Source organism: Pseudalkalibacillus hwajinpoensis (genome assembly GCF_039851965.1).
GTDB lineage: Bacteria > Bacillota > Bacilli > Bacillales > Guptibacillaceae > Guptibacillus > Guptibacillus hwajinpoensis_E.
Genome location: NZ_CP156674.1, coordinates 1506421 through 1525933 on the forward strand (window position 1 = coordinate 1506421; position 19513 = coordinate 1525933).

General features: G+C 42.0%; 19 protein-coding genes, 1 pseudogene and 3 riboswitches. Of the genes and pseudogenes, 8 read left to right on the forward strand and 12 right to left on the reverse strand.

Annotated features, from left to right (window positions below; all coding sequences use genetic code 11):
* Nucleotides 1-123: 123 nt before the first annotated feature.
* The 5 genes and pseudogenes from ABFG93_RS07655 to ABFG93_RS07675 form a co-directional block, all read right to left on the reverse strand.
* Nucleotides 124-1440 (reverse strand): annotated as a pseudogene (locus ABFG93_RS07655) (TrkH family potassium uptake protein).
* A 74-nt stretch (nt 1441-1514) separates the two neighbouring features.
* Nucleotides 1515-1663: riboswitch (cyclic di-AMP (ydaO/yuaA leader) on the reverse strand.
* A 44-nt stretch (nt 1664-1707) separates the two neighbouring features.
* Nucleotides 1708-2046 carry a CHY zinc finger protein gene (locus ABFG93_RS07660; protein WP_347552021.1) on the reverse strand — a complete coding sequence of 113 codons (339 nt, stop codon included), beginning with the start codon at nt 2044-2046 and terminating at the stop codon, nt 1708-1710.
* 88 nt (nt 2047-2134) lie between these two features.
* Complete coding sequence (locus ABFG93_RS07665) at nt 2135-2464, reverse strand: hypothetical protein (RefSeq protein WP_347552023.1); 330 nt, start codon at nt 2462-2464, stop codon at nt 2135-2137.
* Nucleotides 2465-2693: 229 nt separating this feature from the next.
* A complete protein-coding gene (locus ABFG93_RS07670) occupies nt 2694-2999 on the reverse strand; it encodes a DoxX family membrane protein (protein ID WP_431522062.1) in 306 nt (101 codons plus the stop codon).
* A 350-nt stretch (nt 3000-3349) separates the two neighbouring features.
* The gene (locus ABFG93_RS07675; protein WP_347552025.1) at nt 3350-4525 is read right to left on the reverse strand and encodes an MFS transporter; all 1176 of its coding nucleotides are present in this window, start codon (nt 4523-4525) and stop codon (nt 3350-3352) included.
* Between the two features lie 253 nt (nt 4526-4778).
* On the opposite strand from ABFG93_RS07675, the gene ABFG93_RS07680 reads away from it, so the two are divergent.
* Nucleotides 4779-5846, forward strand: coding sequence for an ATP-binding protein (locus tag ABFG93_RS07680; RefSeq protein WP_347552027.1), 1068 nt, complete (start codon nt 4779-4781; stop codon nt 5844-5846).
* A 28-nt stretch (nt 5847-5874) separates the two neighbouring features.
* On the opposite strand, the gene ABFG93_RS07685 is transcribed toward ABFG93_RS07680, so the two are convergent.
* Nucleotides 5875-6735: an alpha/beta fold hydrolase gene (locus ABFG93_RS07685; protein WP_347552029.1), complete on the reverse strand. Its 861-nt coding sequence runs from the start codon at nt 6733-6735 to the stop codon at nt 5875-5877.
* A 167-nt stretch (nt 6736-6902) separates the two neighbouring features.
* On the opposite strand from ABFG93_RS07685, the gene ABFG93_RS07690 reads away from it, so the two are divergent.
* A complete protein-coding gene (locus tag ABFG93_RS07690) occupies nt 6903-7421 on the forward strand; it encodes a GNAT family N-acetyltransferase (RefSeq protein ID WP_347552031.1) in 519 nt (172 codons plus the stop codon).
* Between the two features lie 38 nt (nt 7422-7459).
* On the opposite strand, the gene ABFG93_RS07695 is transcribed toward ABFG93_RS07690, so the two are convergent.
* The 5 genes from ABFG93_RS07695 to ABFG93_RS07715 all read right to left on the reverse strand — a co-directional run bounded on the left by ABFG93_RS07695 (nt 7460) and on the right by ABFG93_RS07715 (nt 11958).
* A complete protein-coding gene (locus ABFG93_RS07695) occupies nt 7460-7999 on the reverse strand; it encodes an acireductone dioxygenase (RefSeq protein WP_347552032.1) in 540 nt (179 codons plus the stop codon).
* A 23-nt stretch (nt 8000-8022) separates the two neighbouring features.
* Complete coding sequence (locus tag ABFG93_RS07700) at nt 8023-8640, reverse strand: methylthioribulose 1-phosphate dehydratase (RefSeq protein ID WP_347552034.1); 618 nt, start codon at nt 8638-8640, stop codon at nt 8023-8025.
* On the reverse strand, nt 8609-9298 hold the full coding sequence (locus ABFG93_RS07705) for a 2-hydroxy-3-keto-5-methylthiopentenyl-1-phosphate phosphatase (protein ID WP_347552036.1): 690 nt from the start codon (nt 9296-9298) through the stop codon (nt 8609-8611). The genes ABFG93_RS07700 and ABFG93_RS07705 overlap by 32 nt, the downstream gene beginning before the upstream one ends.
* Entirely contained in the window at nt 9295-10494 is a 1200-nt protein-coding gene (locus ABFG93_RS07710) for a 2,3-diketo-5-methylthiopentyl-1-phosphate enolase (protein ID WP_347552783.1), read from the reverse strand. Before ABFG93_RS07710 ends, ABFG93_RS07705 begins: the two co-directional genes overlap by 4 nt.
* A gap of 102 nt (nt 10495-10596) precedes the next feature.
* Nucleotides 10597-10707, reverse strand: a riboswitch (SAM riboswitch).
* 78 nt (nt 10708-10785) lie between these two features.
* Nucleotides 10786-11958 (reverse strand): pyridoxal phosphate-dependent aminotransferase, encoded by a 1173-nt coding sequence (locus ABFG93_RS07715; protein WP_347552038.1) that lies wholly within the window; start codon nt 11956-11958, stop codon nt 10786-10788.
* Nucleotides 11959-12066: 108 nt separating this feature from the next.
* Between ABFG93_RS07715 and ABFG93_RS07720 the strand changes: the two genes are divergently transcribed.
* The 6 genes from ABFG93_RS07720 to ABFG93_RS07745 all read left to right on the forward strand — a co-directional run bounded on the left by ABFG93_RS07720 (nt 12067) and on the right by ABFG93_RS07745 (nt 19098).
* Nucleotides 12067-12861, forward strand: a complete 795-nt coding sequence (locus ABFG93_RS07720; RefSeq protein ID WP_347552040.1) for a carbon-nitrogen family hydrolase — start codon at nt 12067-12069, stop codon at nt 12859-12861.
* 70 nt (nt 12862-12931) lie between these two features.
* A riboswitch (SAM riboswitch) is annotated at nt 12932-13069 on the forward strand.
* A gap of 99 nt (nt 13070-13168) precedes the next feature.
* Nucleotides 13169-14377: an S-methyl-5-thioribose kinase gene (gene mtnK, locus ABFG93_RS07725; protein ID WP_347552042.1), complete on the forward strand. Its 1209-nt coding sequence runs from the start codon at nt 13169-13171 to the stop codon at nt 14375-14377.
* Complete coding sequence (mtnA, locus tag ABFG93_RS07730) at nt 14378-15424, forward strand: S-methyl-5-thioribose-1-phosphate isomerase (RefSeq protein WP_347552043.1); 1047 nt, start codon at nt 14378-14380, stop codon at nt 15422-15424.
* 17 nt (nt 15425-15441) lie between these two features.
* Nucleotides 15442-16569, forward strand: a complete 1128-nt coding sequence (locus ABFG93_RS07735; protein WP_347552045.1) for a sugar ABC transporter substrate-binding protein — start codon at nt 15442-15444, stop codon at nt 16567-16569.
* On the forward strand, nt 16566-18071 hold the full coding sequence (locus tag ABFG93_RS07740) for a sugar ABC transporter ATP-binding protein (protein ID WP_347552047.1): 1506 nt from the start codon (nt 16566-16568) through the stop codon (nt 18069-18071). The genes ABFG93_RS07735 and ABFG93_RS07740 overlap by 4 nt, the downstream gene beginning before the upstream one ends.
* On the forward strand, nt 18055-19098 hold the full coding sequence (locus tag ABFG93_RS07745; RefSeq protein WP_347552049.1) for an ABC transporter permease: 1044 nt from the start codon (nt 18055-18057) through the stop codon (nt 19096-19098). Before ABFG93_RS07740 ends, ABFG93_RS07745 begins: the two co-directional genes overlap by 17 nt.
* A 35-nt stretch (nt 19099-19133) precedes the next feature.
* Here ABFG93_RS07745 and ABFG93_RS07750 read toward each other — a convergent pair whose 3' ends face one another.
* The gene (locus tag ABFG93_RS07750) at nt 19134-19415 is read right to left on the reverse strand and encodes a YmaF family protein (protein WP_347552051.1); all 282 of its coding nucleotides are present in this window, start codon (nt 19413-19415) and stop codon (nt 19134-19136) included.
* Nucleotides 19416-19513 lie beyond the last annotated feature (98 nt).

The following is a 19513-nucleotide window of genomic DNA, read 5'->3' on the forward strand; positions in this document are numbered from 1 at the left end:
TTCGTGATCAACAATTTGGCTTCCGAAGTGACAAGATTTATCTTATCATGCACACTTATTGCCGTCAACCATTATAGCAAAATAATTTCAACTCCCCCCTATGGTCTTATAGAGGAGAGTTGATTAACCGGTAAGAACCTCTTCTTCTGGATATCTAATTTTGGATGGTTTCTTGGAAGCAAAAATAAACGCCATTGTGAGTGGGCCAAGCTTACCAACCATCATGATGACGATGAGGGTCAACTTCCCAATCGGATCAAAACTATCCGTTACTCCCATTGATAGCCCAACTGTCCCGAATGCTGAAACAACCTCAAAGAGATTGGCTAAGAATGAGGACGGCTGTGTTAATTCAAGTATGAAGACACCGATAAAAACAACACCAGTTGAAATTACTGTGATTGCAAGAGCTTTAACAATAATTGAAAAGGCAAGTGTTTTATGAAAACAGTGATTTCACTTTTGCCTTTCAAAAACGTATTAACAGAAAGGAGCATGGCGATGAAAGTGGTTAACTTTATTCCGCCACCAGTGGAGGCACTTCCTGCTCCTATGAACATTAAACCAGTAATGAAGAAGAGTGACGCCTCCTCCATACCACCAATATCGATGGCATTAAATCCTGCTGTTCTGGGAGTTACAACCTGGAATAAGGCACCCCATCCTTTCCCTGCTCCATCTAATGGACCGAGAGTTGCTCCGTTATTCCATTCCAGCAGGATAATAACTAGAAAAGCTACGGCATTGATTGCCAGGCTTCCTACAATCATTAATTTTGTATGGAGACTTAATTCACGAAAATGTTTTTTCTCTTTCAGATCAATTAATACAGTGAAGCCAATTCCTCCCAGAATAAAAAGTAATGTAATGACAATGTTCACTACTGGATCATTTACATATGAAGAAAGACTATCTGACCAGATAGAAAACCCTGCATTGTTATAAGCAGAAATTGAGTGAAAGATTGCAGCATAGATCCCTTGCCAGGCGCCATATTCTGGTATCCACCTCGCTGAAAGAACAATTGCACCGATTAATTCGATCAGCAATGAAAAGATCAACAGGTTCCTGACAAGCTTGATGATCCCCCCTGTCGCGCCCTGGTTTAGAGCCTGAGAAACCACTAATCTTTGAGCGATACCGATTTTTTCCAATAAGGATAAAGATCATGACGGCAAATGACATAATGCCAAGCCCACCAAGCTGGATCAGCAGCAAAATGACTATTTGACCAAACAGCATATAAACAGTCTCCGTGTCGACAACAACGAGACCTGTCACTGTAATGGCAGAAATAGCCGTGAACCATGCGTCCAACCAGGTAACAGTTGTAACGGTGGCCTGTGGGAGTTTTAATAAAATGGTCCCAAGTGTACTAATGATTAGAAATAAGTATAGGAGCGTTCGTGGTGGATTTAGTAGTGATTTTCTCGATTTCAATTGAAACCCTTCTTTCCTTATGGTGGAAAGGAGAAACACAAAAACACAGGAGATCCCTGTGTTTACACAAAAGTTTGTCCCTTCAAGTTAACAAACGAGGTTAGCTGTCGGATTCGGGCTTGAAGAAACCCTACCTGATTTCTCAGGATTCACCCCGTGTGGACTACATCCACAGATCGGGTCCCCCGCTTTTGCTTTAAGCAAAATTAAGTCAATTACTGATGAATGAGATAATAATACATCCAGTTTCAGGACAAGTAAAGAACATTATTTGCTGTGTACATCGAAATAGAAATGATGGTGTAATTTGCAACCCTTATTGAAGGTGGCAGAGCAATTTGGACAGGCCGATTGTAATGAGAGATACTCATTTATCGTTAATTCCATTTTGCATTTTCCACACAGAATAGCTTTTTCATCAAAACGATTAGAAGGCCATACTTGAACTGAATGAGTTGAAGCTTCCTGATGACAAGTAATACAGGGGTAATACGTATCACAGCAGTAGAATTTTATCGCAATAATATCCTGGTCACTATGATAATGAACACACCTCGTCTCCTCATCAATAACTTTTCCTTTTATATAAAGCAAGTCCTGTTTCATCTTTGACCTCCTAAAGTTATTTCACTGAATAATTCGTCCCCTAGTAGTAGCCATTATGTTAGATCACTCTTTCGCTAACCCATTCATTTTATTTATTATAGTTACATAGATAGTTAGAGTGCTTGAAGAAAGAATTAAGCTTCTTTTCATCAATACAAATTTTACATAAGGTGTAACCTTTCTCACGACGAATGAGATCAGTCATTTCGATTAGCTCTTTAAGGTTATCTGAGCAGATTTTTTCAACTCTGGTTCTTGCTCCCAGATCCTTCTTTCGCCATAGTGTTCGACACGTCGCAGCGTGAATTTTATTATAACCTGGATCTCTCCCTTTAAAATGATTAAAAACATACCCTCCTGGATTCGCTTCATACCATCCAATGTACCGCTCTTCATTTTCTTTAAAAATACCGATCATGGTTCAGCCTCCCATTCTCCATTACTAAACCATGTTCTTCCTCATTCATCTAAAGCCTCTTTACATTATATTACATTTAATGCACCTTTTTATCCAAATGTTATATAAAAGTAAACGAAAAAATGCAAGCTCCACAGCTTTCGGATCTTCTGATATTTAACTACTTGGTTTTCCTCCCTATCTTTTATTCAGACAAAGAAAAAGCTCTGGGGCTCAAGAGCTTTTAGATTCAATGATCATAGGCTGTTTTAAGGCTTCGTAAATTAGTTGCTTTTCTCAAATAAGGAATAACCCAGTGATCAAGTCCTATTTTTGCTGCGTTATACCCAGCAATCAGGATTAACATTCCGAGGATCACCATCATCGGATTGGTGCTTGTGGTGCCACTGAACATGAAAGCAAAGTTCATAATTACTCCCATTAATGCAGCGAAGGTAGTAAATGTCCCCAGCAATAACCCCATTCCGACCAGAAATTCTCCCCACGGTACAAGGAAATTAAAGAAGTCTGCATTCGGGATTACTGCACCTTCCAAAAAGGTAGCCCACCAACAGCCGGATGTTCTCCGTCTGCTTTTGCTACCGCACCCGTAGAAACCTATTCGCTTCGAATCCACCAGTTATCTTTGTACACCCCGCTGTTACATTGAAACCCAAGATATAATCGAATAAGAAAAAGGACACCTGCAGTGCTTGATTTTCTCTCAAGAATTTAACAAACATGCCCATCACCTTCCTGTTATTGATTCTTATACACTTTTATTGTATAGGGATTCACGGCTTCAATATGTGATTAAAGTCACATTCAGTGTTCTGTTTCGAATTGATAAAATTTGGGTATAAACTTAATGAAATTCAATAAAAAAAGGACGAGATTTCTCCCCTCCTAAGCATAACTTGTATCTATTTTTGATTTCTTTCTATCAAAGTAAATATAAATAACAAGAGCCACACATCCAACTAGAGACATATACCCCATGGTCGTGTATAACATGGCTCCGGAAGCTTTTTCAAAAAGCATTCCTCCAAACAGAGAGCCTAAAATACCTGATACTCCAAAAAAGACTGAAATGAACAGTAAATGTCCTGTTGCCTGCAAGTTCTCTGGGACCAGTTTGGTTACGTACTGGAATGCCGTTACGTAAAACACACCAAACGTTACACCGTGCAATACCTGCATTAGAATTGCAGCAACTGGCCCTCCCGCATATGCTAGCACAATCCAACGAACCGAATATAGTAAACCAGCAATCAGTATAAACGTTATTTCATTAAATCGTTTATACCAATACTGACTTGTGGCAAAAATAACCGCTTCACTGGCAACAGCCACAAACCAGGCGAGACCAATCTGAGATTCGTTTCCCCCAAGCTCCGTTAAATATATACCAATGAAACTATCATTTGCTCTGTGCGGAATTGTAAGGAACATAATCGTACCGAGAAAGAATAAAAACCTTGGATTCTTTCCGATTTTCACAGCATCCAGAACTGTTATCGGTTTATTTACACTCTTTACATCTGACACTTTTGTTGCGGTAAGAAAAGCAATGGTGATCATGAGAAGGAAGGGCACGAGAATTAGCCCTATGCCTGCAAAGGAAAAATATTGTCCTACCAGCAGAGTGGAGACTGCAAAACCAATGGATCCCCACGTGCGAATACTTCCGAAATTCTTATTAACACTTGCAGCCGTCTTAACAGCAAGGCTGTCTCCAAGAGCGCCCGTCGGAGACATGAAGATATAGAAAAAGGCAGCTGATAGTAGAATGAACATGTAACTATCGTTTGTCAGAAGAAAAATACTTATAACAAAAACACCTACCAGTGTAATTAATAGGATTCTTTTAATCGTGCCATATTTATCACTCATGTAGCCCCAAAAGGGCTGTGCTAGAATGGCTGCAAGCGGACCGATGGCAAGAATGGAACCTATTTTGCTCTCGGACATCCCAGCATGCTGAAAGTAAACAGGCATAAAACTAATGATAATTGTATTAGCTCCATGGAAAAAGAACAGGAATAAACTGAGGTAAAAGACGGAGTCTCTTTTCGTTATCAAACGATCGTCCCTCCATATGAAATAACAGTTTAATAAGTTCAAAAACACTTCTCCTAACTTTATAGCATACTGAATAAGATTGCAATGTTCTTCCATCTGAAGATTTAGCTAGAGAAAGAAATGCAGCGACTCTCTCATTCGCCATTATGTTACACTCTTTTACTTTTAACGCACATTTTTAAAAGGGTATATGCATATCCTGTAGAAATATCCAATTAGTGCTATTTTAAAAAGCAGATTATGGGGGATTTCTATGGAAAAGGGAAGCAAGTTAGCTACTACTTATTTAGACTTAATTTTTCACCATATTTCCGATCTCATTTTCTTCATTAAAGTGGTCGATGTGCATCATTATGAGATTGAAGCAGTTAATGAAGCCTATTTAGCAAACTATGGAACTTCAAAAGAATCGATATCGGGGAGGCGAATTGAAGATTTTCTAGGCGTTGATCAGGGAATGCAAGCGATTAGACGGTTTCAAGAGGTTATTATTCGAAAAGAAACCATCCATTTTGAAGAAGGGTATACCTTTCCTAAACAGGGTTACAGAGTCTTTGAAATCACCCTTGTTCCCATGATAGAAGGTAGTTCTGTATCAAGATTAATTGGAGCAGCCCGGGACATAACTGAGAAACGAATAAACGAGGAACATATGATTCATTCGGAAAAACTATCCGTTGTTGGTCAGCTTGCTGCCGGCATCGCGCATGAACTTAGAAATCCTCTTACCTCTTTGAAAGGATTTCTTAAGCTCATCCACGTTAAAAACACCGATCAAGATATCGAACGATACATTCAAGTGATGGATTCAGAATTCCATCGAATTGAACAAATCATCGATGAGTTTTTGATTCTTGCGAAACCTCAAAAAACAAATTTTAGCAGTCATGGAATTGATCACATTCTTGATGAGGTAATTGAACTTCTTAATGGCCAGGCGAATATGAAATCGATCGTCTTAAAGAAAGATTATCCTGCAACGCTACCAAATGTGTATTGTGAAAGTAATCAGATTAAACAGGTATTCATCAACTTAATAAAGAATGCTATGGAAGCGATTACTGAGGATGGAGAAATTACTGTTATAGCTGAAGAGGTAGAGGACATGTTGCGTATTAAAATCAAAGACAATGGAATAGGAATACCTCATGAAGAATTGAATAAGCTGGGCTCTCCTTTTTATACGACAAAGGAAAGCGGAACAGGCCTAGGGCTGTCTATTTGTAAACAAATCATCGATCGACATCAAGGTGAGTTTTGCATCAAGAGTAAGGAAGGCGAAGGTACAGAAGTGACGATTACATTACCTAAAGCCGTTTAAGATATCCCCCTTAGAAGGGGGAATCTTCCTAAATGCTAGTTGTTTTCTGGCCATTGAGCCATCCGTTAACTGAAAGGATTACATCCTCTGGATTTTGCCAGTGCAGAACATGGCCGGCCTGTGGAACTGCTTGAATGCGGCAATCACCTTTTAAATTCATTCTAAGGAGATCCGTTGCATTAAGTCTGATTCGCTCTTCTTCTTCTGGAAGCGTTGCTCGTAGTAGATACACTGGAGCATGGATTTCACTCAGGATATCACGGAATGGTTCTGTATAGAGCGCTTTCATTATAGCTCTCACCGTTCCTTCATCCGACCTCATCTTTACCCGATTTCCATCCTGAATCATATCAGCATGAACCATGCATTTAATACCCTCGCTCCACCTTCCAATTTCACCTTTCTTTTTTTCCTCGTATTCTTCTATTCGATTAAACTGATTTTCAGTTACCCAATTCGTCACTCTCTCAAGATGTGTTTGAAGTGTTGTTGAACCGTCAGAAGGCTGAACATATCCACCATCTATCATCACAATACCTTTTACTTTGTGATGATAGTGATTTGTATAATGAAGGGCCAATGCCGCTCCCCACGAATGACCAATTAATAGAAACGGCCTATTACTAATAGAAGAAACTACCTTATCAAGCCAGGCAGACAAAATAGTAAACCCATAGTCTTCTTCTTTAGCAAAAGGGGCGGTCTGCCCATGACCTGGTAAATCAAAGGCAATGATATGATAATTCTTCTCTAATTCCTCAGCCATTTCGATAAACCCCAGAGCATTATTGGTTAAACCATGCAGACAGATAATCAGTTGCCTATCAGGTGCTCCCCACTTCACCCCATGTATCCACTGGCCATCCAATTCAAAATTAAATTCCCTCATTGTCATCCTTCCTTTCTATTGATCCTACTAATTTACTAATTCGACTGGCAGGATTCATTCCCTTTTTCTAGAAAAGAAAGCATATAAAGTGAAACTTCCATTAGAGGGGATTTTCACTGCCCGTTAAGGGTGGGATAGAAGAGTCCACATTCATCAGGAGGGGTAAGATGGAAATAAGAATTGCCAATCTAAACGATGCCGCTGCAATTGCTGAGGTTCATGTGAATAGCTGGAAAACGACGTACCAGAGCCTGGTGTCTGAGGTTTTTTTGAATAATCTTGATGTGCAAGTACGCGAAGCACGCTGGCGAAAAAGTATGGAAGAAGGGAACAAGATCTTCGTTGCCGTTAATGAGCAAAACCGTATTGTCGGATTTGCGAATGGAGGAGAGAACAGAAGTAAGAAATATCATTATGATGGAGAGCTGTATGCCATTTATATATTAGAAGAAGCGCAGGGAATGGGTGCTGGCAAACACTTGATTTGCCACGTTGCTGAACAGCTCAAGAAAGACGGTTTTCACTCGATGGTTGTATGGGTATTAAATGGTAATCCTGCCTCACAATTCTATCAACATTTTAATCCTATCCGCGTCGCCGAAGAAGAAACTATGATTGGTGGTAAAGTACTCCGTGAGACCGCATTCGGTTGGGAGGATTTAACCTCGCTCTTAACCTACTGCTAAATGTAAGAGAAAAAGCCGCGAATGATCGCGGCTCTAACTTATTGCACACTTTCTTTTTCTTCATAAGGATGGGCAACCCAGCCTGATGGATCGATGAAAAGGCGAACAGCGACAACCTGGCGATCATCCATTAAAGTAAAGAAATGTGGGGTATCAACAGGAACGGAAATCACATCCCCTGGGTCGAGCTCCACATCAAAATAGCCTGTTTCGCCATGACCTTTGATCACAAAAATACCATGCCCTGCTGTAATCGCTCGCACTTCATCTTCCGTATGAACATGTACTTGTTCAAATTTCTTCAAGAGGTTCTCGATGTCAGGAGTTTGTTCAGAAAGTGCCACTACGTCCCAACTACCGTATCCATTACGCTCAGCAAGTGATCGAATCTCGGGATCAAAAACGGCAAGGATTTCATCTTTTTGCTCATCTGTCACGTGACAATTCCCTTTTAACTCTTCAGGTAATTTCGCTACAACCCAGTGTTCATACAATACCCCTTCTTCTTTTAAAAAAGCACTTACCTTCTCATTTCCCTCAATCACTTCATTTGTATTTCTCACTTTAATAACCGCCATTATTTATTCCTCCTTGAAGTAGATTAATTTACAACTGTCTGGAAACTTTTCAATTTCAGCTGATAACGAAATAGAAATTCAAACGCTTCAAGATACTTTTTAGCTTCAAAACCAGTTTTTGCCCAAACCGTAATGCCATGATTTCTCATTAAAACAGCTTTTGTTTTATGCGTTATTACATTCTTAACATCTTCAGCAAGCACTGAAAGATCAGCGGAATTTTCTATAATAGGGATCCTGATCTCAGCATCCTGCTCCCAGAGCCCAAACGCTTTAATTAGTTCATGGCCCTGAAAACTAACTTCGCCTTCTCTTGCATAAAGCTCTGAAATCACATTGTTGTCTACTGTGTGCACATGAAGACAGCAGCCTGCATCTGTTTGTTTGTAAATTTCCTTATGAATAAGCGTTTCGGCTGACGGCTTGAGATGGGTTTTCTCTACTGGTTTCCCGTCTCCTTCGACAAGAAGAAAGTCCTCCGCTGTGCGCTTTCGCTTGTCTTTTCCACTTGCTGTAACAAGAAATTGAAGCGGATCATCATTCACCTTGATCGATAGGTTCCCGCTCGTTCCTGGAAACCAATCTCTTTCTGCCAAATCGTCTTTAATATCAGCTAGTTCTTCCCAGCGTTCCTGCAACATGGCTCCCCGCCCTTTCTTCTTTCACATGCTGAATAATATCGAAAAACGTTTCAAATGGGACAGCAGGAATAGAAAGTTCTGCACACTTCTCGTACAAATAATCTCTCGCATACACTCTGTCAGCTAACTTGGATGCTTCTAAATCCGTAATAGAATCACCAATAACAATCCGTTCAAACTCATCACCAAAACGGTTCAATATACTAGGCTTACAGCAACCGCAGTCATTCTGACAGTCATCTTCACAGCGGTTCGGCCAGGTAATCGTAATGGTCTCGCTTGAAAAATCACTACCGTTACAAAAGATGTGACCCTCTGGAATATCAAACGGGGCGAGAAGTGGATAGACAAAAAAGTCAATCCCACCACTTACGATGTATAAATCAATCCCCTCCTGTTTCGTGTACGCAACAAATTCTTCAAATCCAGGTCTGATTTCTGTCGTCTTTAACAAGTAATTAAGTAGCTCATCATGCAGGGTTGAGGGGATTAAGCTAAACATCGCCCCTACTCCTTCTCTGATCGAGAGCGTTTGATCAAGGACTTGATCCTTGATCTGTTCCCATTCATCTGGTGCAAACTTCTTCATCAGTGAAATGATGTTATCGCCGTTCGTGACCGTGCCATCAAAATCACAAAAAATCACTTGCTTTTTCATCGTACCGCCTCCGCCATTCCCCATTTCGTAAGAGCTGCCTTTAACTCTTCGCTCTCTTCTGCAGCATCTTCAAGAGACTTATCAGATAAAACGGCGTGAACTGCATCTCGAAATGCCTTTCCACCTGCCCATGCTCCACCAGGATGACCATGAATGCCACCACCGGCATTGATAACGCTGTTTATTCCAAAATCTTTTATTAGCAATGGTACTAAACCCGGATGAATGCCTGCTGATGGGACCGGGAAGGTTTCTCGCAATGATGATGTTTCAGTTAGAGCTGTCGCCGTAGCGAGCGCTTCTTTTCGTTCGAGAGCAACACTTCCGTAAGGCGATGGAAATAATGAAAAATCTGCACCTGCTATTCTAAGTAATTTACCAAGTAACAATGAATAACTGAGTCCATATGAACTGGAGCCTGCAATTGCTCCGGAAAAGGAAGGGTGGGCCATTATTGGCACGGTTATTCCAGGATCTTCAGCAAGTGACTCCAGCGAGTCTAATCCGTATGTAAAAACATTGAACAATAATGCATCAGCTCCAAGTTCAATGGCTCGCTTAGCCTTATCTTTCAGACCGAACGTTCTCCCAGTTAAATTAACGGCATAGCGTGTGCGCTTACCTGTCTCTTCTGCCGTTTCATCCAGAACCTTTTTCATGGCAGGGACGCGTTCTTCAAGTGGTGTTAAATCATTTTCAAATAAAATTTCATCATCCTTAACAAAATCTACTCCGCCAAGCGCCTGCTGCTTCATTTGTAGAACCAGCTCATCAAGCGGCTTTCCAATAACCCCTTTGAAGATGCTCATTAATAGGGGGCGATCCCTCACGCCAGTTAGCTTTCTAATGCCGCCAATTCCGTAGGATGGACCCGGAAAGTGTCTAAGAAGATCTTCTGAAAAAACCAGATCAATGAGCTTAATTTCACCATCTAGAGACAATTTTCCGAACACTGTTGTCAGTATGGCTGGAAGATCCGGACTAAAGTTAAGCGCAGGGTAAGAAATAACAATAATGCCATCTCCATCCTTCTCTCCGACTCGAACTACTTCTCCTTTATGCTTTATAAGCTGTTCTTTCTCAAGCTGAGGCAAATCGGTCCACGTTCCGATCGTCAGTCCCAGCGCTATCGATTCTGCACGCTGTGATAAATTCTTATCGCCTTTTACAAGATACGTGGCAATTACATTTCCCATGTTGGTCATCCCTTTCGCTCGATCAACCGTAATTGCTTGCTGATTTATTCGCATACAAAAAGGCCCCTTCCTGAGGAAGAGGCCTGAATCATTATGCTCCTCCTCTTATCTTCCAGCTTTTGCTGCCGAGAATTAGCACCGTGTTTTCAAGTAAACTTGAAAATCGGTTGCCGGGCTTCACAGGGCTCGTCCCTCCACCTCTCTGGATAAGAGTATTGCTATTAGATTAATTGATTCGAATTATGCCAGACTCACTAAAAACTGTCAATCCCTTTTTTGATTTTTCTGAATTCAAAAAAGTTCGAGCCTTTTTATTCGTTCCACGGCTTCCTTAAGCCTTTCTTCCGACGTAAGCAGTCCTACGCGTACATACCCTTCACCATATTCTCCAAAGCCATTTCCAGGTGCTACCACAATTTGCGCATGCTCAAGAAGATAATCGGCAAATTCTTCTGAAGTAAAAGAATCGGGTACTTTTAACCAGGAAAAAAAGGAGCCTGCAGGCGCTTTCACATTCCAGCCAATATCGTGCAATCCTTTAATCAGTACATTACGACGAGATTCATACGTGTCGCGCTGCTCTCTTACACAAGATTGAGAACCTAGTAACGCCTCTGCAGCTGCCTCTTGAACAGCACTAAACAAACTAACATAAAAGTGATCCTGTAATAGGTTAATGCTTTCAACAACAGATGGATTTCCGACTGCGAAGCCTACGCGCCATCCAGCCATATTGTATGTCTTCGAAAGCGTATAAATTTCAATGCCTACATCCTTCGCTCCTTCTGTTTCTAGAAAACTCACTGGCCTTTTTCCATCGAACCCAATAGCACCATAAGCGAAATCGTGTACAACACAAATGTCATGTCGGTTCGCGAATGCAACAGTTTCATCGAAAAAGGCATCTGTCGCCTGTGCGGCTGTCGGATTGTTTGGGTAATTCAAGAACATAAGTTTTGCTTTTTCAAGTGCTTCCTCAGGAATCCCTTCATAATCCGGTAGAAAATCATGCTGCTCTTGTAACGGCATCATGTGCATATCTGCTTCCGCCATCGCTACTCCCGACCAGTAATCAGGATAGCCTGGATCAGGAACCAATGCCAGATCACCTTTATTTAACAAACATTGGCTAACCTCAACAAGACCAGCTTTCCCCCCGAATAGTACAGCCACTTCTTTTTCAGGATCAAGATCGACCCCGAACTCACGCTTATAGAAATCAGCTGCAGCCTTTTTCAAAAAAGGCTGTCCACGAAAGGGTGGATATTTGTGATAAGCGGGCTTTTCAGCAGCTTTTTGTAGTGATTCGATAATATGCTGAGGAGTTGGCTGATCCGGGTTCCCCTGACCAAGGTTAATAATGTCATACCCCGCTTCAACATAATGATTTACCTTCCCGGCAAGCTTTGCAAAAAATTGTTCTGGTAGCCGCTTAAGTGCTTCTGATGGTTCAAAGTGTTTCAAAGTCAATCACATCCTGTTAAAATTTTCGTGAAATTCTAGTAAGTTATGTTATCTTGGATACACAATCATGTAAAGTAAATTTTCTAAAAGCTTGAGGAGGAAGATTCAATGAAAAAGCTTACCCTGTTGCAATTTGATATTGCTTTTGGTGATCCTGAAAAGAATTTCGAGAAGGTTGAACAGCTCGTTTCTGAAGCTGCGAGTCAACAGCCAGATATTATCGTGTTGCCTGAATTATGGTCTACTGGCTACGATTTATCAAGACTTGATGAAATTGGCGACGTTGACGCAACGAAATCAATTAAATTTCTTTCGAATCTCGCAAACAAACATTCCGTTAGTATTGTTGGTGGCTCTATCGCAAAACGTCATGAGAAAGAGGTTACCAATACGATGCTTGTCTTTGATCGAGATGGTCAGCTTGTGCACGAATATAGTAAAGCTCACCTTTTTAGACTGATGAACGAAGAAAAGTATCTTGTTTCAGGAAATACGAAAAGTCACTTCACACTTGAAAACCTTCCATGTGCTGGATTCATCTGTTATGATATTCGCTTTCCAGAGTGGCTTCACCTTCATGCCGTTGAAGGTGCGCAGGTTCTATTCGTTCCTGCAGAATGGCCAGAACAGCGAACAGACCACTGGCGCGCGCTGTTAATTAGCCGTGCCATTGAAAATCAGTGTTACGTTATCGCCTGTAATCGAGTTGGTTCAGATCCAGACAATGTATTTGGCGGTCATTCCCTCATCATCGATCCATGGGGAACTGTACTAGCTGAAGGAGGAACGGAAGAAACCATTTTAGTGGGATCGATTGATGAAAAAGAAATATCTTCAATTCGGACTCGAATTCCCGTATTTGAAGATCGCCGCCCGGATATTTATAACGAATTTTCGAAATAATGTTGACAACCCTTGGGAATTCTCTGTAAGATACATCTCAAGCACAAAAAATTATAAAATTCATAACTTTCTCTTATCAAGAGCAGGCTGAGGGATTTGGCCCTATGACGCCCAGCAACCGACCTTCTATTTTGATCAATTCGCTTTACTGATCTGAATGGCACGGTGCTACTTCCAACAGAATGATTTTTGTTCTGGAAGATAAGAGCTACGAAGCTTCTATGTCTTCTAGCCTCTTTCTTCGGAAAGAGGCTTTTTTTATTGCTTAATAGATACTAAGAATTCATTTATTTGAGGGGGATTTACAATGACAAGTAGTACGACAGGATATACGCCTTTTACGGAGGAATCGGTCGTTCACTTTTTGGAACAGCACGGTATACTAGATGGCTCGACCACTGTCAATGTAAAGGAGATTGGGGATGGAAATTTAAATTATGTTTTTCATGTCCAGAAGCGGAAAACAGGTGATGCCTGGATTGTGAAACAGGCATTGCCATACGCAAAGGTCGTTGGTGAATCCTGGCCGCTTACGCTTGATCGTTCTCGCATCGAAAGTGAAGCACTTAAGCAAGCTTACTCGCTTGTTCCTGAACTTGCTCCTGTTGTCTACTTGCATGACACCGAAAAGGCTGCAACCGTTATGCAGGATTTATCCAGCCATACCATCCTCAGAAAAGGACTAATTGACGGACAGGTCTATCCAAAGCTTGCGAGAGACGTTGGTACATATCTTGCACATACACTCTTCTTCACCTCAGACTACGGTCTTGGTCCAGCCCGTAAGAAAGAGCTTGCTAAAAAATTTATCAATCCTGATTTATGTGGGATTACTGAAACTCTCGTTTTTACAGATCCATTTTATAATGCTGAGAGCAACAGTTTTTCTGAACCGATAAGAACAGATGTAGAAGCCCTCTGGAACGACGATGTGCTTTTGAAAGAAATTGCTGCGCTTAAACATGCTTTTCTAACAAAAGGCGAAGCACTTCTCCACGGTGATCTGCATACCGGAAGCATCTTTGTCACAGAGAGCTCGACAAAAGTTATTGATCCTGAATTTGCGTTCTATGGTCCAGCTGGATTTGATGTGGGAGCATTTATTGCGAACATTGCACTCAGTATTCTCTCTCAGAAAGGACACAGAACTGAGGAGGAAAAAGACAAGTATGAAGCGTTCCTTTTCAATGTCATCGATGAAGTCTGGAGCACCTTCGAATCAACTTTCCGCGATCTCTGGAGTGTACATCTTGTTTCTGAGAATCGCTATTCTGAGCACTACCTCGATGGGCTGCTTCAATCGATTCTTGTTGATAGTGTCGGGTTTGCTGGCTGTAAAATCATTCGTAGAACAATTGGACTGGCACACGTTGAAGATATTGATCGCATTAAGGATATCGGCGTAAAGCTATCTGTTGAAAAGCAGGCACTTCGACTTGGTAAGCAGCTTGTTCTGAGAAGAAACGACATTACATCTATTCAAGATTACATCACGTTCATCAAGGGGGAGTTATAAATGACGAACGTCTCACCGATCGAATGGAAAGGCGATCACCTTTTACTACTCGATCAGCGCCAGCTGCCACATACAGAAGTGTTTATTAAACAAGCAGCGATTGAAGATGTCTGGAACAGCATTGCAGCACTTGCCGTTCGTGGCGCTCCTGCTATTGGAATTGCAGCTGCATACGGTCTAGTTCTCTGGAGTCAGCAGTTTCAATCCGAATCACCTTCAACCTTTAAAACCGAATTAACGAAGCAGCGAAATTACCTTGCTTCAGCTCGTCCTACCGCTGTGAACCTTTTCTGGGCCATTGATCGGGTATTACGAGCCGGACTCACTGAAACATCAGTCGTGAAAATGAAAGAAGCTATCCGAAATGAAGCAGTTACGATCCATCGGGAGGATGAGTTAATTTGCCAGCGCATCGGTGAGCATGGCCTTAAGCTCTTGAAAGACGGAGACACAATTCTCACTCACTGCAATGCAGGTGGTATCGCAACCACTAAATACGGAACAGCACTTGCCCCTCTTCATCTCGCCAAAGAAAAAGGACTTTCCATCTCTGCCATTGCTACTGAAACCAGGCCAGTTCTTCAAGGAGCAAGGCTTACTGCATGGGAATTAGAGCGTGCTGGCATTGATGTCACACTTATAACCGACAGCATGGCAGCTCACGTATTAAAAACCAGGAAAATTGCTGCCGTGATCGTAGGCGCGGACCGAATTGTCGAGAATGGTGATACGGCTAATAAAATTGGCACCCTGGGGCTTGCACACCTTGCTAAGGCTTACAATGTTCCCTTTTTTATCGCAGCTCCTCTCTCAACAATCGATTACTCAATTGCAAGCGGAGAAGACATTCCGATTGAGGAAAGAAGTTCAGAAGAAATAACACACTGGCAGGGTGAAAGAGTGGCTGCATCTAACATTAATGTATTTAATCCTGCGTTTGATGTGACACCAAATGAATTGATCGAAGGGATCATTACGGAGCATGGCATTATCCGTTCACCATACAAAGAAAACCTTGAACACCTGACTTATCAGCCAAATTATTGAACGATGGAGGCACAATTATGAAGCCTATTGGACTTATTCTAGCTACTTTACTGCTATTTGTACTTGCTGCATGCACGAGTGAACAGGATGCTGTTAGTGAACCCGAGGCAAAACCCGAAGCTAAAAACACTACAACTGAAGCAGCCGCTCCCGCATCAGAAGTCTCATCAGACATTCCTAAAGAGGTGCAAAAACCGATTAAAATTGCAGCCATTATGCAGGCATCACTAGGAACATTTTCATCTCAGTATATACAGGGCGTAGAAGATCAGGTCGAGAAGTTCGGCGGAAGCGTTCAGGTCTATAATGCTGACAATGACCTTGCTAAAATGGCGACTCATCTTGAAACAGCGATTAACCAGGAAGTTGACGGCATTTTAATCGATCATGGACGAGCAGATGCCCTTGAGCCCGGGGTAAAGAGAGCGGTTGAGAAAGGGATTCCTGTAGTTGTTTTCGATAGTGATATTAACGTCCCTGGCGTAACCGTCATTGATCAGGATGACTATAGCCTTGCGTGGGATACGTTAAAGACACTTGCACAGGATTTAAATGGTGAAGGTGAAATTGTCTATGTTTGGGTCGGCGGTTTTGCACCGATGGAACGCCGAAACGCGATTTACGAAGCGTTTCAGGAACGCTACCCGAATATTAAAGAAATAGCCAAATTCGGAACAGCAAGCGCTAATACAGCACTTGATACTCAGACGCAAATGGAAGCGATCCTCAAACAGTATCCAAACAAAGGGGATATTGATGCTGTTTTTGCTCCATGGGATGAATTCGCTAAAGGAGCAACACGAGCCATTGAGCAGGCTGGTAGAGAAGAAATTAAGGTTTATGGAATAGACATGAGCGATGAAGACTTACAAATGATGCAAAAAGAAAATAGCCCATGGGTTTCATCAGCTGCAACGGATCCAGCCGAAGTAGGGCGTGTTCAAGTTCGCTTCGTTTATCAAAAAATAGCGGGTGAAGAAACTCCAGAAATCTTTTCTCTTGACCCCCACCTTGTGAAGCAGTCAGATTTACCTGAGGAAACCATTTCAATGGATGCTCTCGGTAAGTATGTTGACGACTGGGGCTCCTCTGAGGCTGCCACTTCACCATGGATGGAAAAATTGACGGAGCAGGAAACAAAATGAGCAAGCTAGCGATTCAGAACGTTTCAAAATCATTTGGAAACATCCCTGTTTTAACGGATGTTTCCTTAACCATTCAATCTGGGGAAGTACATGCTCTTCTGGGAACGAATGGTGCTGGAAAAAGCACATTGATGAAAATTGTCTGTGGGGACTACACGAAGGATAGCGGCACCATTTCACTGAATGATAAACCGCTTACTATTCATGCACCTGCTGATGCGAAAAAAGCAGGGATTGGTATGGTCGTTCAGGAAGTCGACACAGCCCTATTCCCGGCCCTTACCGTGGCAGAAAATATCTGGGCAGACACTGTTAATCAGTCCCCTTTCGCCATCCATTCATCAAGAAAACAAAATAAGAAAACCATATCATTGCTCCAATCTCTTGGGATTAACCTGAATCCAAATCAGATTGTTTCAGACTGTTCACTTTCGGAAAAGCAGCTCATTCTTATCGCTCGTGCCATGGCTCAAAAGGTTCATTATCTTATCCTGGACGAACCAACAGCACCACTTAGCTCTGAAGAAACAGCTTTATTGTTTACACTCATTCACAAGTTAAAAGAAAACGGCGTTGGCATTATCTATATTTCACATCGTATGCCCGAAATTCAGGAGATCAGTGATCGATTTACAATTCTTCGCGACGGAAAGGTTCATTTAACATCAAACACCACTTCCATCTCCTCAGACGAAATCATTACTCATATGATTGGATCGAGCTTAACCAAAAAGGAAGATCGGAAATGGTCTGCCACAACCCGCGCCCTGTTTCGAGCGGAACAAATACAGGTGCCTCAAACAGGAAGAACAATTGATCTCTTATTAAACGAGGGGGAAATCATCGGTATCGCAGGTCTCGTTGGTGCAGGAAAATCCGAAACGGCTTTATCCCTTTTTGGAGCTGTTCCAGGTACGAAAGGAAAATGGCACATCAACAACAAGTCCTACGCCTTTCGCTCTCCGGTAGACGCCATTAAAGCTGGACTGTGCCTCGTACCAGAAGAACGAAGAAAAGAAGGGATCCTGCTCGATTTTTCAGTATCTGACAATCTTACACTCCCTTCATTAAAGAGACACTCTACATGGTTCCTTAATCGGAAAAAGGAACAGGATTTTTCTTTGAAACAAATTGAACAACTCAGTATCAAAACCCCTTCACCTGAAGAACCCCTGCATCACTTGAGCGGGGGAAATCAGCAGAAAGCTGCTATCGGGAAATGGCTTTTTGATGATCGAAAAGTGTTTCTATTTGATGAACCAACAAAGGGCATTGATGTCAAAGCTAAATCAGAAGTACTAGGACTCATCAGACATCTTGCTGACGAAGGGAAAGGCATTCTTTACTTCTCAAGTGAAATCGATGAACTCCTTGATATCTCGGATAAGATCCTTGTGATGTACGACGGAGAAATAACTGCTACCTTAACAGATAAGGATATGAATCACGAAGCCATTATGCAAGCAGCAACTGGAGGTCAGAAATATGAAATCAACAGCTGAACTGGTAGAGTCTGAATCTATCAGAGTTGCTTTACCATTGAAAGATAAATTAACTAGCTTTTTTGTGAAATATGGTACATTGCTCGTTATTTTTGCACTCATTCTCATCTTTACCATAGTAAACGATCGTTTCCTCACCTACAGCAACTTTGCAGATATTTTGCGATCAATCTCGATCGTTACGCTTGTTGCACTTGGTGTTACGTTTACCCTAATTGTTGGAGGGTTTGACCTCTCTGTAGGCTCAACGGTAAGTCTTGCGACAGTAGCAAGCGCCTCTGTCCTTGTATGGTACAGACAGGAATTGCTTGTTGCCTTATTGATTCCAATCATACTAGGGATTCTAGTTGGGCTCATCAACGCGTTCATCACAATTAAAATAAAAATCCCAGATCTTCTTGCAACCCTCGCCGTCATGTACATCGTAAATGGGATCCAACTCACCTATACAAAGGGCTTTTCAATATACAATAATATGCCAATGGGTGACGGCACAACAGCACCGGGAAAGTTCATCCCTTCCTTTCTGTTTATCGGTCAGGGAGAAATAGCCGGCATTCCGTTTCCCGCTATTTTCATGATTGCCTGCGTTATTCTAGTCCACCTCTTCCTCACCTTCACAAGGGCTGGACGCCTCCTCTATATGACGGGTAGCAATCGGGAAGCCGCAAGACTTTCAGGTGTACCTGTCCAAGCGTATCGCACCCTCGCTTACGTGCTTAGTGGATTATTCGCTGGGATCGCAGGCATTGTGCTAGCTTCTCGTATTGGCACCGGCCAGGTTTCCGCTGGAGCCCCACTTCTAATGGATGGTGTTGCGGCTGCACTCATCGGTTATTCCGTTCTTGGAGCCGGAAAACCAAATGCATTTGGTACATTTGTCGGAGCAGTGTTAATTGGCATTCTTCTTAACGGCCTCACAATGTTGAATGTGCCCTACTACGCTCAGGATATTATTAAAGGAACGATTTTAATTGGCGCACTTGCGTTTACGTTTTATCAAAACAAACGTGATATTAAAATGTAGAAAAGAGGCAGTGTGTGCACCACCTCTTTTTCTATTTACCAATCATCAGGGTAGCTTCCTAATGGTTTTCCAGTTCGCCCTGAGAAATAATGTTCATGCTCTTCTTTCGAAAACGTTTCACCACCAAATAAATGATAATGCCCTCCGCCCGGAAGAGGGATTGGAGGTCCTGTTTGAACACTATACCTGTGCTGGTGTCTTTCTTCCCTAATCGTAATCCCTTCGACGCGGTGCACGTGCTGGTCATGATCCGTTCCATTCACAGGAAAACTGAACCCAATAAGATAGCCATGAGTATGATTTTTACGTTTCTCCACTCCTCCCTTAAATTCATGGGCATGGGAGAGAGGCAATCCGCTTCCCTTTATTATGAATCCCCTCCTTCTATTCCTATTTAACTTCTATGCCCATTATC